The following is a 13,974-nucleotide window of genomic DNA, read 5'->3' as shown; positions in this document are numbered from 1 at the left end:
TCGCGCGTGTCCGGATCCCGTCCCGCGCTCCCCGCGGCCGACCTCGCCCGCGTGGTCGTGTTCGCCGCGTTCATCGCCGTCCTCGGGTTGTTCCCCGGCTTCGCCGGGGTGGCCGGCGTCCCGATCGTCCTGCAGAACGTCGGCCCGATCCTGGCCGGTGTGATCCTCGGGTGGCGGCTCGGCACGGCCTCGGTCGCGCTGCTGCTGGTCCTCACCGCGGTCGGGCTGCCGCTGCTGTCCGGTGGCCGCAACGGCGCCGCGTTCTTCGGTCCCAGCGGCGGCTTCCTCGTCGGCTGGCTGCTGTCCGCGCTGGTCGCAGGCCTGGTCGTGCAGCGGTTCCGGTCGCGGTCGCTGCCCGTGCTGCTGCTCGCCTGCCTGGCCGGGCTGCTCGCCGACTACGTGATCGGCATGCCGTGGCTGGGTGTCTACATCGGCGACGTCACCGGCGGGATCGTGCAGTCCCTGGTCTTCGTGCCCGGTGACCTGATCAAGATCGTGCTGGCCGCGCTGATCGCGTCGCTGGTGCACCGGGCCCTGCCGGACCTGCTGCCGGTCCGCTCCGCGTCGTCCGAGCCCCGGGTCCGGTGAGCGGGGCGGAACGCGAGACCGCCGACGACGCGGCCGCGCCCGTCGTCCCCGCCCCCTGGCTACCGCGCGGGCTCGCCGACGCCGTCGCCGCGGCCGGGGAGCGCCTCGCCCGGCTCGGGGTGCGGGCCGGGGAACGCGTCGTGCTCGACACCCCCACCCGGGCCCGCTGGGCGGTGCTGCCCTACCTGCTCGCCGCGGACCGGCTGGGCGCGGCGTCGCTGCTGGCCGACGCCGGCTGGACCGGCCGCGAACGCGACGCGGTGCTCGCCGACGCCGCGCCGCACCACGTCGTCGGCACCGACGGCCGGGCCGCGACCGCCGACGGCGGAGCGCGGACGCCCGGGCTGTTCCTGCTCCCGACGACCTCGGGCAGCACCGGTGTCCCCACCGTGCTGGCCCGTGACCGGCGCTCCTGGCGGATCGGGTTCGACATCCTCGGTGCGCTGCCCGGACCGGTCCTCGTGCCGGGGCCGCCGTCCTCGACGCTGTACCTGTTCGGGGCGCTGCACGCGCTGCACCACGGTCTGGGCCTGGTCACCCGCGGCCGGCTCGACCCGACCGACCTGCCCGACGGCGGCTCGGTCCATCTCGTCCCCGCCCAGCTCACCGCCCTGCTCGACGAGCGCGAGCGCCGCCCGGGCGGCCCCGCGCCACGGGTCGTGGTGTGCGGTGGCGCGCACGTCGCGCCGGGGATGCGGGAGCGGGTCGCGCGGCTGCTGCCCGGCACCACGCTGCTCGAGTACTACGGCTCGGCCGAGCACTCGCTGATCGCCACCCGCCGCGACGACGGCCCGCTGCGCCCGGTCGAGGACGTGCACCTCACCGTGCGCGACGACGTGCTGTGGGTGGACAGCCCGCAGTCGGTGCACGGCCGGTTCACCCGTGGCGCATTCGTCCCCGCCGGCCCCGGTCCGACGACCGTCGGGGACCGCGCCGAGCTCACCGGCGACGGCGGTCTGACCGTCCTCGGCCGCGCCGCCACCACCATCTCCTCCGGCGGCACGCTGGTCGCCGCCGAGGAGGTCGAGCAGGTGCTGCGCGGCGTCGCGGGCGTCGGGGACGTCGTCGTCGCCGGGACCCCGCACGCGTCGCTGGGGATGGTGGTCACGGCGGTCGTCGAGGCCCGCGACCGTGTCCCGGACCGGCGGGCGCTGCGCGCCGCGGCGCGGGCCGGACTGTCTCCGGCGAAGCGCCCGCGCCGCTGGCTGGTCACCCGCGCGTTGCCGCGGCTGGGCTCGGGCAAGCCCGCCCGCGCCGCCGTCGACGCCGCACTGCGCGACGGGACCCTCGACGCCGTCCCGCTCGGGGGGCCCGAGTGACCGGCCCCGGCAGCGGCACCACGGCCGACACCCCGGTCGTCGTCGCCGCGCGGCGCACCCCGATCGGCACCGCGGGCGGCGCGCTGCGCGCGGTGACCGTCGACGCGCTCGCCGCGCCCGTCCTCGCCGCGCTGGCCGGCACCCTCGGCGGCCCGGTCGACGACGTGCTGCTCGGCAACGTCTTCGGCCCCGGTGGCAACCCGGCCCGGGTCGCGGCGCTCGCCGCCGGGCTCGGCGACGACGTGCCCGGCATGACCGTGGACCGGCAGTGCGCGAGCGGGCTGGCCGCGATCCTCACCGCCGCCGCGGGCATCCGCGCCGGGGACGGCGCCGGCTACCTCGCCGGGGGCGCCGAGTCTCCGTCGACCGCGCCTGCGCGGATGTGGGCCGACGGCACCGCCTACACCCGCGCGCCGTTCGCCCCGGCCGGCGACCCGGACCCGGACATGGGGCCCGCCGCCGACGACGTCGCCGACCGGGCGGGCCTGTCCCGCCGGCGGCTCGACGCGTTCGCCGCCCGCAGCCACGCCCGCGCCGTCGACGCGCAGCGCTCCGGCCGCTTCGGCGACGAGCTGGTCCCGGTCGGTGCCGTGCTCACCGACGAGCGTCCCCGCGACCGCTTCACCCCCGAGCGGCTCGCCCGGTTCCGGCCCGCGTTCACCCCCGGCGGTGTGCACACCGCCGCGAACTCCTGCGGGGTGAACGACGGTGCCGCCGCCGTCGCGCTGGTGCCGGAGTGGCGACGCCGGGAGCTGGGCGTGCCCGGCCTCGCGCTGGTCTCGGCCGCCACCCGGGGCTGCCCCCCGGCCGACCTCGGGCTCGGCGCCGTCCCAGCCCTCGCCGCGCTGCGCGACCGGCCGAAGTCCCCGGACGCCGTCGAGTTCACCGAGGCGTTCGCCGGGCAGGCGCTGGCCTGCCTCGACGCGGCCGGGATCGACGAGCACCGGGTGAGCCCGGACGGCGGCGCGATCGCGCTCGGCCACCCCTGGGGCGCCTCCGGCACGGTGCTGGTCGTGCGGCTGTTCCACCGGCTCGTCGTGCAGGGCCGCGGCGAGACCGGGATCGCGGCGCTGTCCTCCGGCGGCGGCCTCGGCGTCGCGACGAGCTGGCGGGTGGTCCGGTGATCGAGTTCGAGGCGGTCGGGCACCGCTACGGCGAACGCACCGTCCTCGACGGCGTCACCCTCACCCTCGCCGAGCCCCGGGTCGCGCTGGTCGGCGCGAACGGCTCAGGCAAGTCCACGCTGGCCCGGACCGTGAACGGGCTCGTCGCGCCGACCGAGGGCACCGTGACCGTCGACGGCCGCGACCCCGCCCGCGACGGTGCCGCCGTCCGCCGCCGGGTCGGGTTCGTCTTCAGCGACCCGGACTCCCAGATCGTCATGCCGACCGCGGGTGAGGACGTCGCGTTCTCGCTGCGCCGGACCGTGCGCGACCGGGCCGAGCGCGCCCGGCTCGCCGCGGAGACGCTCGCCGGGTTCGGGCTGGGCGACCACGTCGAGCACCCCGCGCACCAGCTCTCCGGTGGGCAGAAGCAGCTGCTCGCGCTGGCCGCCGTGCTCGTGCTGGATCCGGACGTGCTGGTCTGCGACGAGCCGACCACCCTGCTCGACCTGCGCAACAAGCGCGCCTTCGCCGACCGGCTCGCCGGGCTGCGCCAGCAGGTCCTGCTCGCCACGCACGACCTGGACCTGCTGACGGGCTTCGACCGCGTCGTCGTCCTCGACGGCGGGCGGGTCGTCGCCGACGACGAGCCCGGTCCGGCCGTCGCGTACTACCGCAGGCTCTGCGGCTCGTGACCCCGCTGGGGCTCTACGCGCCCGGTGACAGCCTGCTGCACCGGGCGCCCGCCGGGCCGTCGCTGCTCGTGGTGCTGGCCCTCGCGGTCGGGGCGGTGCTCACCGAGGACCCGCGGGTGCTCGGCGGGCTGTGCCTGGCCGTCGCCGTCGGCTACCTGGTCACCCGGATCCCGTGGCACCGGGTCCGGCCGGTGCTGCGCACGCTGGTGCTGCTGGCCGTGCTGCTCGGGGCGGTCCAGTGGTGGCTGCTCGGGCCGGAACGGACGCTGGTGATCGTGCTCCGGCTGGTCGCCGCGATGGGCGCCGCGACCCTGTTCACCCTCACCACCCGGGTGGACGACCTGGTCAGCGCAGTGGAGCGGGGGCTCGGCCCGCTGCGCCGGTTCGGTCTCGCACCCGAGCGCCTCGGCCTTCTCGTCGGGCTGACAGTGCAGTCGATCGGGACACTGTCCGGCATCGCGGGACAGGTCCGGGCCGCGGCGAAGGCGCGCGGGGCCGACCGGTCGCCGACGGCGTTCGCCGTGCCGTTCCTGGTGCGGACACTGCGGCACGCGGACGCCCTGGGCGAGGCACTGGCCGCGCGCGGGTGGGGCGACGACGACCCCGACGACCGACCCGGAACCCGGAGGACGGACTAAGCTGGACCAGGTCCGACGGACGGAGGCACGGTGACCGCCGAGTTCAACATCCACGAGGCCAAGACCCACCTGTCCCGGCTCCTGGAGCGCGTCGCCGCGGGCGAACGCATCGTCATCTCCCGGGCCGGTACGCCCGTGGCGGACCTGGTGCCGCACCAGCGCCGGACCGTGCGTCTGGGCGGGCTCCGCGACCGCGTCCGCTACGACGACACCGACTTCGAGGGCGTCGACCCGGACATCCAGGCCATGTTCTACGGCGACGATGCTGCTCCTCGATAGCCAGGCCCTGCTGTGGGTCCTCACCGACAGCGAACGGCTCGGCCCGCAGGCCCGCGAGCTCGTCGGGGCCGCGACCGCGGTGCACGTCTCGGCGGCATCGGTCTGGGAGCTCACCATCAAGGCCGTGTCGGGGAAGCTCGACCTCCCGGCCGAGCTCCCCGGGCTACTCGTGGATCAGGGGCTGGTCGTCCTGGACGTGACGGCCGCCCACGCCGAGGGCCTGCGCACCTTCCCCGAGCTCGTCCGCCACGACCCGTTCGACCGGCTCATCATCGCCCAGGCGGAACAGGACGGGATGCAGCTGCTCACCGCCGACCGGGTGCTGCTCGGGCTCGGCCGGAGCTTCGTCGTCGACGCGACCCGCTGACCGGAAGGATCCGATGACGGCCCTGCGCGACCACGTGATCCCCCGCCCGGAGGGCGACCTGCACGTCCACCTCGCGGGCGACACCGGCCCCCCGGTGCTGCTGCTCTCCGGCGCCGGCCTCGACAACGCGCTGCTCAGCTGGCACCACCTGATCCCCGACCTCGCCCGCGACCACCGCGTCATCGCCCCCGACTGGCCCAAGCAAGGACGCAGCCGACCGTGGCGGGGCCGGGCCGGCCACGACGTGCTGCTCCGGACGGTCGTCGACGTGCTGGACGATCTCGGCGTCGAGCGGGCCGCGGTCGTCGGGCTCTCCCAGGGCGGCGCCCTCGCGCTGGCCACGGCGATCGAGCACCCGGAGCGGGTGGAGCGCGTCGCGGCGCTCGCACCGGCCGGGACGCTGAGCTTCCCGCCGGGGCTGCACCAGCTGCTGTGGCTGACCGCGCGGGTGCCGCTGCTCTCGCGGACCCTGCCGAACCTGGCGTTCCGGAGCCGGGCGGCGGTCACCGCGTTCACCCGGCGCGCGCTCTTCGGCGACGCCGGCCGCGTGGCCGACCTCGACGGGATCGTCGAGGAGATCCTGGCCGAGGCCCGGGCCGGGAACGCGGGCAGCTCCGACTGGCAGAACGACTCGATCGGGTTCCGCAGGATGCGGGTCGACCTGCGCCCCCGGCTCGCGGAGATCCGCTGCCCCGCCCTCTTCGTGCAGGGCGACCGGGACGCGGGCGTCCCCGTCGCGACGACGCGCGCGGCGGCCGCGGCCGTCCCGGGCGCCCGGTTCGTGGTGCTGCCCGGCCGCGGTCACTGGTCCAACCGGGAGTCCCCGGACGAGGTGAACGCCCTGGTCAGGGAGTTCCTCGACGGCTAGTTCGCCGCGCGGTCCAGGCCCCGCATCTCGCGCAGCGCGTCGGCGAGGGTCCGGTACCCCAGTGACTGCAGCACCGCCCCCTCCACCTCGGCGGTCAGCCGGGCGAAGTACTCCGCGGCGTGCGTCGTCACCGGGCAGACGTGCTCGTTCTCCGGGCGGCACGCCCAGAGCGGCTTCTCCCCCACCGCGCAGCGGTAGATCTCGGCCAGGGTGATCTCCCCGGCCGGCCGGGCGAGCCGGGCACCCCCGCTGCGCCCCCTGCTGGACTCGACGAGGCCGTGCACGCCGAGCGGCACCAGCAGCTTGCGCACGACGCTGGCGTTCGTCCCGAGGGCCTGGGCGAGCCGTCCGGAGCTGACCGTCGGACCGTCGCCCTCGGCCGCGGCGGCGAGGTAGAGCATCGCCTGCAGGGCACTGGAGAACCGGATGTCCAGCACGACCTCACCTCCCGTCCCGGGCCGCCAGCCTACCCGTCGCGACCGAAAAGGTGGTGGTCACTGTTGCAGTTCGCGGCGTCATATGTATCTTTGATCAGAACCATTTGACGCCTCCGCCCGGACCCACCGAAGTGCCTGGACGGCCTCACCCCCAGGAGTGACCCGTGTCCACACGTGCCGCACGGCTTCTCGGCCGTCCCTACGCCCTCGGCTCCGCGCAGCTGCCCAACCGGATCGTCATGGCCCCGATGACCCGGGCGTTCTCGCCCGACGGCGTCCCCGCCGCCGACGTCGCGGCCTACTACGGCCGGCGTGCCGCCGCCGGCACCGGCCTGATCATCACCGAGGGCACCTACATCGACGACCCGTCCGCGGGCGACGTGCCGACCGTGCCGTTCTTCCACGGCGAGGCGTCGCTGGCGGGCTGGGCGGAGGTCGTCGCGGCCGTGCACGGGGCCGGCGGCCGGATCATGCCGCAGCTCTGGCACGTCGGGATCACCCGCGAGGCCGGGAAGGCGCCCTTCCCCGAGGCCCCGTCGGTCGGCCCGTCCGGCGTCGCACTGGACGGCACCGAGGGCGCGGGCGAGGCGCTGACCGCGGCCGGGCTGGACCGGATCGTCGGCGCGTTCGCCGAGGCGGCACGGCAGGCCGAGCGGATCGGGTTCGACGGCGTCGAGCTGCACGGCGCGCACGGCTACCTGATCGACGAGTTCCTGTGGGAGCGCACCAACCGCCGCACCGACGGCTACGCGGGCGGCCCGGCCGAGCGGGCCCGGTTCGCCGCCGAGATCGTCGCCGCGGTGCGCGAACAGGTCTCGCCGGACTTCCCGGTCGTGTTCCGGTTCTCGCAGTGGAAGGCCGGCGACTACGACGCGAAGCTGGCCCACACCCCCGACGAGCTGGGCACCGTCCTCACCCCGCTGGCCGACGCCGGCGTCACCGCGTTCCACGCGTCCGGGCGCCGCTACTGGGAGCCGGAGTTCCCGGAGTGGGACGCCGAGCTCAACATCGCCGGCTGGGCCCGCAAGGTGACCGGCCTGCCGACGATCACCGTCGGCTCGGTCGGCCTGGACCGGGTCTTCGCCCCGGAGATCTTCGCCGGCGGCGACGCGCACGCCGGGGTCAGCGGCATCGAGAAGCTCCTCGACCGGCTGGAGGACGACGAGTTCGACCTCGTCGCGGTCGGCCGCGCGCTGCTCGCTGACCCGGAGTGGGCCCAGAAGGTGCTCGAGGGCCGCGAGTCCGAGCTGGTGCCGTTCGAGAAGTCCGCTCTGGCGACGCTGCACTGAGTGCGTGGGCGGGCGGGTGGACCGCCCGCCGTCTCAGATCAGGTCCCAGGTCAGCGGGGTGCCGCGGGCGACGTCGCGGGTGAAGGTCCGGCCCAGGACGGTGCCGATCGTGTCGGTGTGCAGACCGCCCGCCGGGCGGATCGACCGCACGTTGTCCGCGGTCACCTCCTGCCCCGCGGCGACGTCGGCGACCACCCACAGCGAGCGGCGCAGCGCGAGGGTGTCGCGCTCGGACTCGCGGGGGCCGAACCGGGCCGGGCCCATCGCGCGTCGCGCCACGTCGGTCTCCGCGACCAGCGACGCCAGCTCGGCGGGCTCCAGGGAGAAGTCGGAGTCGACGCCGCCGTCGGCGCGCTGCAGCGTCACGTGCTTCTCGATCGCGACCGCGCCGAGCGCGACCGCGGCGACCGGCACCCCGATCCCCGGGGTGTGGTCGGACAGCCCGATCGGGACGCCGAACGCCTCGCGCAGCGCCGGGATCGTCTGCAGGTTCGCGTCGACCGGGTCCGCCGGGTAGGAGGCGGTGCAGGCCAGCAGCACGATCTGCGTCGCACCGCCCTCCCGGGCGGCGGCGACGGCGGCGTCGATCTCGGCCAGCGTCGCCATCCCGGTGGAGATCACCATCGGCCTGCCGGTCGCGGCCATCGCCCGGATCAGCGGCAGGTCGACCAGCTCCGCGGAGGCCACCTTGTACGCCGGCGCGTCGAGGGACTCCAGCAGCTCGATCGCCGTCGGGTCGAACGGCGAGGAGAACGGCACGAGCCCGTGCTCACGGGCCCGGGCGAACAGCGGCTCGTGCCACTCCCAGGGCGTGTGCGCCTGCTCGTAGAGCTGGTAGAGGTTCCGCCCGCCCCACAGGCCGTGGTCGTCGCGGATCCGGAAGGCCGGGCCGTCGGCGTCGATGGTGATCGTGTCGGCGCGGTAGGTCTGGAACTTCACCGCCTGCGCCCCGGTGCCGGCGATCGCGTCGACGATCTCCAACGCCCGGTCCAGCGAGCCGTTGTGGTTGCCGGAGACCTCCGCGATGACGAACGGTCGCTCGCCGGGGCCCACGCGGTGGCCGCCGATCTCGATCGGGTCCGGGGTGCGCATGCGCGCCACCCTACGAGCGCCGCGCGAGCACCATCACCTCGGACACCGTGCCCTCGGAGTCCTGGCCGTAGAGCCCGGCGTCGGAGTCGACGAGCTCGAACCGGTCGAACATCTCCAGGTAGCGGTGCCGCAGCATGGGCTCGCGCACGTTGGGCTTGCCGGTCGGGGAGTTGCGCAGCAGCAGCCAGCGGGCGCCCAGGTCGGTGACCAGGCTCGCGTAGTTCGCGACGACGTCGGGCTCCATCTCCTGGAAGGAGATGAAGTTGGCGAACAGGTCGACGGTCCCGGTGAGCCGGGGCAGCTGCCAGGAGCAGAGCACCGTCGCCGGCTGCTCCAGCTCGTCGATCACGATCTTCTCGCGCTCGCGGGTGGCCGCGTAGTCGAGGACCCTCTCCGGCCCGAGCGCCTCGCGCAGGTAGTGCGTGGCGACGGCGGCGACCGGCGGGATGTCGACGTCGATGTAGCGCAGCCCGGGGTTGCCCGACAGCAGGATCTCGCCGAGCGTGCCGAACCCGCCGCCGATCTCCAGGACCGTCGAGACGTCGAGGTCCGGCACGGCGCGCTTGAGCATGACCAGACCGCGCAGGTAGTTCAGCGACGACCGGCTGAACCGGCGGCCGTCGAACACCAGGTGCTCGGCCGGGGCGCCGGCGGCCGACTCGCTGAACCCGGCGAGCGACGGCGACCGGTCGGCCGGGTCGAGCGCGGTCACCGTGGCGTGGTGGGCCCGGGCGACGGGCACCTGGTCGATCCGCTCGCGCAGCAGCGTCCCGGGGCCGCCCGCCAGACCGAAGGCCCGCGACAGTGCGGCCGCCGGGCGGGACACCGGCGCGTACTGCGGGGCGTAGAAGAACGTGGCCGAGGGGTGCCGGCGGAACTCCGCGAACCCGCGTTCCCGCAGGTCGGCGACCACCTTCTCCAGGCCGGTCCGCCAGAAGTCCGTCGGCCGGTACAGCTCCGGCGCGCTGTCCAGGTCGGCCAGCATCAGCTCGAGCAGCGTCCTCGGATCCATGGGAACGACGGTACGGATCGTCACGTTCACCCGTATCCCCACGGACCGTCGGTCAGCGCCCGGCACCGGAGCGATAGCCTCTGTGCGACGGCTGTGAACGGTCGCCCGGCAGTGACGAGGGAGTGGGACGTGGTCGCCGACACCGGCACCTGGGTGGTGGTCCCCGTGTACAACGAGGACACCGTCATCGCCGACGTCGTCGCGGAGATCCGCACGAGCTTCCCGAACGTCGTGTGCGTCGACGACGGCAGCCGGGACTCCTCAGCCGAACGCATCGCCGGCACCGAGGCGCACCTGGTGCGGCACCCGATCAACCTCGGGCAGGGCGCGTCGCTGCAGACCGGGATCATCTACGCCCTGCTCCGCGGCGCCGAGCGGATCGTCACCTTCGACGCCGACGGCCAGCACGACGTCGCCGACGCCGTCCGGATGGCCGCGATCCTGCGCAGCGGCGAGGCCGACGTCGTCCTCGGGTCGCGCTTCCTGGAGTCGACCGAGCCGGTCCCGCCGCTCAAGCGGCTGGTGCTGCGCACCGTCGCGGCGCTATCTCCGGCCAGCCGCAAGCTCAAGCTCACCGACGCCCACAACGGGCTGCGGGCCATGAACCGGGCGGTCGCGGAGGACCTGCGGATCACCATGAACGGGATGGCGCACGCGTCGGAGATCGTCGCGTCGCTGGCCCGGTCGTCGTGGCGGATCCGCGAGGTCCCCGTCACGATCCGCTACACCGAGTACTCACGATCCAAGGGCCAGTCGCTGTTCAACGGGGTGAACATCCTGTTCGACCTGTCGGTACGGCAGCGATGACCCAGGAGGCGAACACCGTGATCCTGCAGATCCTGCTCCTGGTCGCCGCGGTAGGCGCGCTCGTCTACTTCGTGCGCAGCGGGCAGAGCGTCGGCGTGCGGGCGAGCAAGCGGATCGCCTTCGGCGCATTCATCGTGCTGAACATCTACGCGGTCCTGCGGCCCGACGACCTCACCTACCTGGCCCGGGCGGTGGGCATCGGCCGCGGCACGGACCTGCTGGTCTACCTGCTCGTCGTCGCGTTCGTGTTCGGCATGCTGAACACCTACCTGCGGGACCGCGAGATCAGCCAGCACCTGACGAACCTGGCCCGCCAGATCGCCGTCCGGGACGCGGAGCTGACCCGGCGGGAGAACGACCTCGAGCAGCGGCTGACCGCGCTGGAGCAGCAGGCAGTGCACCCGTCGACAGGAGCTGTCGCCCTCCCCGCGGCTGCCCCGAGTACCGCACCAGAGGGACAGTGACGGAGTAGGGGCGTGAACGACCTCGTCCTGCTCGTCAGCTCGATCCTGCTCGGGTTCGGGCCCGGCATGCTCCCTGGCCCGGGCTGTCGGGGTCCGGTCCGTGCTCGTCACGATTGCAGCCGGCCCGGCCGTGACGATCGGGCTACTGGGGGCGATCGCGACCCTCGCCGGGGCACTCCACGTCGCGTTCACCCCGGCCACGGTCGGGGTGGTCATCGTGGTGGTCGGCCTCGGCGGCGCGACGTCTCGGTACTTCAGGGGACGGCCGTTCGAGATCGCATTGGCGAAGCCGTCGTTCGCTGCGCTGTGTTCGATCCTCATGGTGGTCGTAGGACTCGCACTCGCTGTGCGAACCTGGCTGCGCGGGTTCCGCGGGCTGTCGACGGTGGCCCAGGAACACGACATGATCACTCACCAACTCCTGGTGGCCTACATCGGCCGGACCGGGCGCGCTGCGCCGTGGCAGGTCCAGCCGGTCGATCTCCTGACAGGCGGGCCGGTCTCCACCTATCCGGCAGGCGGGCATCTGGGCCCAGCCCTCCTCGCCGGAGCGGGTGCCGATCCCAGTGCGGCGCTGAATGCGTTCACGATCACCTATCTGGCGGTCGGTTTCGTTATCGGCGTATGTGCCCTCTCCGTGGTGACGGCGCGTCAACTCGGTTGTGGTGCCCAGGTTTCCTCACTGGCCGGAGGGGTCGGCGCAGTGATCGCCCCAGCCCTCTATCGACCGACGTTCCAGCTCATGCACGACGGCGGCGTCTATCCGAACGCCGTGACCCTGGCGCTCGCACCGGGACTACTCGCCGCGTTCCTGGCTGCGCCCGCGGAGCGGTCGAGGAGCGCGATCGCCGTCGTCCTGGGTTTCGCCTGCGCCGGGCTGGTCACAACCCACCCCAGCGCGGTGGCGACGGTCGCGGTCAGCCTCGTCGCCTGGTTGTGCGGGGATCTCCTCGATCGCCACGGGCGTCGTCGTCTGGTGCGACTGCTACCCGTCCTGCTGGGCGCCGGGGCGGTGGCGGCGATCGGGATCCTGCCGCTACTACTCAGTAGCACCTCCACCGTCGGAGGTATCGCAGGATTTCCCCCGGACACGGGGGCGACCGGTTTCGCGCAAGCACTCGGCAGCACCATCGGACTCTCCTACGGTGGCTACCTGGACAACGGTCGACTCACCGGCCAGGCAGGACTGACCGCGTTGGTGCTCGTCGGGGTGTTCCTCGTTGCTCGCGCACGTCGGGGCGTCGGCGTGGTCGCCGCATGGGCGACCTGGAGCGCGATCGTCTTCGCGATGATGCTGAGCCCCGGCATCGGACCCGAAGCGTCCGTGACAGGACTGTTCTACAACGCGCTGCAGCGGGTTTGGGCACATACGGCATTGTTCGTACCGACGCTGGCGGCGATCGCCGTCGTGTTGTCCTCCGCCGCCGTGGTCCGGGTGACGCGCCGCCACCTACCCGTCGCCCTGCGGACCACCATCCTCGTACCCGCACTCGTTCTCGCCGCCGCTGCCGCCCTGGTCGCCGCACCCGTCAGCAGTGGCGCACGAACGAACACGATCAGCGTTGCCGAGAGGTACGGCGAGCCGGAGTTCCGGCGGTTCGACACACACGACGCGGCTGCGATCGACTTCCTACGCAGTCGCGTCGCCCCGGGTCAACGAGTCATGAACTCCGCGAACGACGGGTCGACACTTCTGTACGTGCAGGCCGGGATCCCGGTTGTCAACACCACGTCACTCGGCACCGGATCGGTCCCTTGGTCGATCCCGCTTCTCGCGTCGTTCCGCGACTATCCGGAGCGTGCCGACATTCGGAGCATGCTCCGCGAGCTCGACGTCGCCTGGGTATACGTTGACGATGCACCACCCGGGATCGGGGCGGGCGGCTCGCCCTACGGTTGGGTCTCCGATCCCGGCCCCTTCACGGTTCCACCTGGCCTTGAAGATTTGGACGTCACGCAGCTGCCGGGACTCACGAAGCAGTTTCAGAGCGGCCCGGTCTCAGTCTATCGACTGAGCCTCGACTCACTACCCTGAGGACCACTGGCCCCATTCGAGAGGGATGCCATGCGCGCGCTCGTCACCGGCGGAGCCGGCTTCATCGGCTCCACCCTGGTCGAGTCCCTGCTCACCCGCGGCGACGACGTCCTCGTCGTCGACGACCTCTCCGCCGGGACCCGGGACAACCTCGCCCCGGGCGTCACGGTGGCCGAGCTCGACATCCGCGACACCGCCGCGCTCACCGCGCTGGCCGCGGAGTACCGCCCGGACGCGGTGTTCCACCTGGCCGCCCAGATCGACGTACGCCGCTCGATGGAGGACCCGGTGCACGACGCCTCGGTCAACGTCCTCGGCACGCTGAGCGTGCTGCAGGCGGCTCGGGACGCGGGCGCGGGCGCGGTCGTCGTCTGTTCCACCGGCGGCGCCATCTACGGCGACGGCGCACCCCTGCCGACGACCGAGGCGGAGCCGGCCGAGCCGGAGTCGCCGTACGGGATGAGCAAGCTCGCCGCGGAGCGCTACACCCGGTTCTTCGTGCGGGCGCACGGCCTCCCGGCGCTGGTGCTGCGCTTCGCGAACGTCTACGGGCCGCGCCAGCACCCGGCGGGCGGGGCCGGGGTCGTCTCGCTGTTCTGCGACCGGGCCCGCACCGGGCTGCGGCCGACCGTGTTCGGCGACGGCGGCCAGACCCGCGACTTCCTCTACGTCGGCGACGTCGCCCGGGCGGCGCTCGCCTCCGCCGACCGGCTCGCGGCCGGGGAGCTGGCCGGCGAGGTGTTCAACGTCGGCACCGGCACCGAGTCCACGGTCGTCGAGCTGGCCGCGACGATCGGGGAGATCGCCGGTCTCGCCCCGGAGGCGTTCGCGCCGGAGTTCCGCCCGGCCCGGGCCGGGGAGCTGCGCCGCAGCTGCCTCGACCCGTCGCGCGGGATCGCCGCGCTCGGTCTGCCCGCGCCGACCCCGCTCGCCGAGGGCCTCGCGCACACCTGGGCCTGGCACACCGGGCGCTGAGACACC

The 13,974-nt window shown here is 74.0% G+C and carries 16 protein-coding genes; 13 read left to right on the top strand and 3 right to left on the bottom strand.

Going from position 1 to position 13,974, the window contains the following annotated elements:
- Window positions 1-6: 6 nt before the first annotated feature.
- The 8 genes from WHI96_RS01590 to WHI96_RS01555 are packed head-to-tail and all read left to right on the top strand — an operon-like array spanning window position 7 to window position 5,857.
- The gene (locus WHI96_RS01590; protein WP_345648155.1) at window positions 7-588 is read left to right on the top strand and encodes a biotin transporter BioY; all 582 of its coding nucleotides are present in this window, start codon (window positions 7-9) and stop codon (window positions 586-588) included.
- Window positions 585-1,907, top strand: coding sequence for an AMP-binding enzyme (locus WHI96_RS01585; RefSeq protein ID WP_345648153.1), 1,323 nt, complete (start codon window positions 585-587; stop codon window positions 1,905-1,907). Before WHI96_RS01590 ends, WHI96_RS01585 begins: the two co-directional genes overlap by 4 nt.
- Window positions 1,904-3,031 (top strand): thiolase family protein, encoded by a 1,128-nt coding sequence (locus WHI96_RS01580; RefSeq protein WP_345648150.1) that lies wholly within the window; start codon window positions 1,904-1,906, stop codon window positions 3,029-3,031. Before WHI96_RS01585 ends, WHI96_RS01580 begins: the two co-directional genes overlap by 4 nt.
- On the top strand, window positions 3,028-3,705 hold the full coding sequence (locus tag WHI96_RS01575; RefSeq protein WP_251783246.1) for an energy-coupling factor ABC transporter ATP-binding protein: 678 nt from the start codon (window positions 3,028-3,030) through the stop codon (window positions 3,703-3,705). Before WHI96_RS01580 ends, WHI96_RS01575 begins: the two co-directional genes overlap by 4 nt.
- Window positions 3,702-4,343, top strand: coding sequence for an energy-coupling factor transporter transmembrane component T family protein (locus WHI96_RS01570; RefSeq protein WP_345648144.1), 642 nt, complete (start codon window positions 3,702-3,704; stop codon window positions 4,341-4,343). The genes WHI96_RS01575 and WHI96_RS01570 overlap by 4 nt, the downstream gene beginning before the upstream one ends.
- Before the next feature lie 30 nt (window positions 4,344-4,373).
- Window positions 4,374-4,622 (top strand): type II toxin-antitoxin system Phd/YefM family antitoxin, encoded by a 249-nt coding sequence (locus tag WHI96_RS01565; protein ID WP_345648141.1) that lies wholly within the window; start codon window positions 4,374-4,376, stop codon window positions 4,620-4,622.
- On the top strand, window positions 4,606-4,989 hold the full coding sequence (locus tag WHI96_RS01560) for a type II toxin-antitoxin system VapC family toxin (protein ID WP_345648138.1): 384 nt from the start codon (window positions 4,606-4,608) through the stop codon (window positions 4,987-4,989). The genes WHI96_RS01565 and WHI96_RS01560 overlap by 17 nt, the downstream gene beginning before the upstream one ends.
- Window positions 4,990-5,002: 13 nt before the next feature.
- Window positions 5,003-5,857, top strand: coding sequence for an alpha/beta fold hydrolase (locus tag WHI96_RS01555; RefSeq protein WP_345648135.1), 855 nt, complete (start codon window positions 5,003-5,005; stop codon window positions 5,855-5,857).
- On the opposite strand, the gene WHI96_RS01550 is transcribed toward WHI96_RS01555, so the two are convergent.
- On the bottom strand, window positions 5,854-6,294 hold the full coding sequence (locus WHI96_RS01550) for an RrF2 family transcriptional regulator (protein ID WP_345648132.1): 441 nt from the start codon (window positions 6,292-6,294) through the stop codon (window positions 5,854-5,856). The genes WHI96_RS01555 and WHI96_RS01550 overlap by 4 nt on opposite strands.
- Before the next feature lie 164 nt (window positions 6,295-6,458).
- Between WHI96_RS01550 and WHI96_RS01545 the strand changes: the two genes are divergently transcribed.
- On the top strand, window positions 6,459-7,583 hold the full coding sequence (locus WHI96_RS01545) for an NADH:flavin oxidoreductase (RefSeq protein WP_345648129.1): 1,125 nt from the start codon (window positions 6,459-6,461) through the stop codon (window positions 7,581-7,583).
- Between the two features lie 33 nt (window positions 7,584-7,616).
- Here the strand turns inward: WHI96_RS01545 and pseI are convergent, their stop codons facing one another.
- Entirely contained in the window at window positions 7,617-8,675 is a 1,059-nt protein-coding gene (gene pseI / locus WHI96_RS01540; RefSeq protein ID WP_345648126.1) for a pseudaminic acid synthase, read from the bottom strand.
- 10 nt (window positions 8,676-8,685) lie between these two features.
- Window positions 8,686-9,687 carry a putative sugar O-methyltransferase gene (locus tag WHI96_RS01535; RefSeq protein WP_345648123.1) on the bottom strand — a complete coding sequence of 334 codons (1,002 nt, stop codon included), beginning with the start codon at window positions 9,685-9,687 and terminating at the stop codon, window positions 8,686-8,688.
- Window positions 9,688-9,816: 129 nt separating this feature from the next.
- Here WHI96_RS01535 and WHI96_RS01530 point away from each other — a divergent pair, with 129 nt between their 5' ends.
- The 4 genes from WHI96_RS01530 to WHI96_RS01515 all read left to right on the top strand — a co-directional run bounded on the left by WHI96_RS01530 (window position 9,817) and on the right by WHI96_RS01515 (window position 13,968).
- Window positions 9,817-10,494 carry a glycosyltransferase family 2 protein gene (locus WHI96_RS01530; protein ID WP_345648120.1) on the top strand — a complete coding sequence of 226 codons (678 nt, stop codon included), beginning with the start codon at window positions 9,817-9,819 and terminating at the stop codon, window positions 10,492-10,494.
- 17 nt (window positions 10,495-10,511) lie between these two features.
- Entirely contained in the window at window positions 10,512-10,958 is a 447-nt protein-coding gene (locus WHI96_RS01525) for a DUF2304 domain-containing protein (protein WP_345648117.1), read from the top strand.
- Window positions 10,959-11,031: 73 nt separating this feature from the next.
- Complete coding sequence (locus tag WHI96_RS01520; protein WP_345648566.1) at window positions 11,032-12,993, top strand: DUF6541 family protein; 1,962 nt, start codon at window positions 11,032-11,034, stop codon at window positions 12,991-12,993.
- Window positions 12,994-13,023: 30 nt separating this feature from the next.
- Entirely contained in the window at window positions 13,024-13,968 is a 945-nt protein-coding gene (locus WHI96_RS01515; protein ID WP_345648114.1) for an NAD-dependent epimerase/dehydratase family protein, read from the top strand.
- Window positions 13,969-13,974: the final 6 nt, after the last annotated feature.

It is taken from the genome of Pseudonocardia tropica (genome assembly GCF_040105315.1).
GTDB classification, from domain to species: domain Bacteria; phylum Actinomycetota; class Actinomycetes; order Mycobacteriales; family Pseudonocardiaceae; genus Pseudonocardia; species Pseudonocardia alni.
Note: the sequence above shows the minus strand (reverse complement) of the source record. Positions and strands in the feature narration are given on the sequence as shown.

Coding starts and splice junctions, on each gene's coding strand:
- WHI96_RS01560 (WP_345648138.1), top strand. CDS start 4,606: ATGCTGCTCCTCGATAGCCAGGCCCTGCTGTGGGTCCTCACCGACAGC.
- WHI96_RS01535 (WP_345648123.1), bottom strand. CDS start 9,687: ATGGATCCGAGGACGCTGCTCGAGCTGATGCTGGCCGACCTGGACAGC.
- WHI96_RS01555 (WP_345648135.1), top strand. CDS start 5,003: ATGACGGCCCTGCGCGACCACGTGATCCCCCGCCCGGAGGGCGACCTG.
- WHI96_RS01515 (WP_345648114.1), top strand. CDS start 13,024: ATGCGCGCGCTCGTCACCGGCGGAGCCGGCTTCATCGGCTCCACCCTG.
- pseI (WP_345648126.1), bottom strand. CDS start 8,675: ATGCGCACCCCGGACCCGATCGAGATCGGCGGCCACCGCGTGGGCCCC.